Genomic DNA, 499 nt, shown 5'->3' with positions numbered 1-499 from the left:
GGTGCGGGGGCAGGCGGCGCGGTTGTTGTCGCATGTGGAGGCGTGGCCGGAGTTGCGGTCGGTGGATGTGGGGTTGTCGTTGGCGGCGGGTCGTACGAGTTTTGCGCATCGTGCGGTGGTGGCGGTGGGTGAGCGTGCGGATGCCGTACGGGACTTGGGGGCGCTGGCGGCCGGTGAGCTGGACACCATGGCTGTGTCGGGTTCGGTGGTGGGTGGTAAGTCGGCGGTGTTGTTCTCGGGTCAGGGCAGTCAGGGGTTGGGTATGGGGCGGGAGCTGTATGAGCGGTTTCCGGTGTTCGCCGACGCTTTGGAGATGGTGCTGTCCGAGTTGGACCCCGTCCTGGACCGGCCGTTGCGTGAGGTCATGTGGGGGGCCGACGCAGCGGCGCTGAATGAGACCGGTTGGGCGCAGCCGGCGTTGTTCGCGGTTGAGGTGGCGTTGTTCCGTTTGGTGGAGTCGTGGGGTGTGCGGCCGGATTTTGTGGGTGGGCATTCGATT

The 499-nt window shown here is 66.5% G+C and carries 1 protein-coding gene; it reads left to right on the top strand.

The features are described from left to right. A partial coding sequence (locus IH09_RS36220; protein ID WP_190233526.1) for an acyltransferase domain-containing protein occupies positions 1 to 499 on the top strand: 499 nt, incomplete at both ends.

The organism is Streptomyces celluloflavus (assembly GCA_000720995.1).
Lineage (GTDB): Bacteria > Actinomycetota > Actinomycetes > Streptomycetales > Streptomycetaceae > Streptomyces > Streptomyces celluloflavus.
Note: the sequence above shows the minus strand (reverse complement) of the source record. Positions and strands in the feature narration are given on the sequence as shown.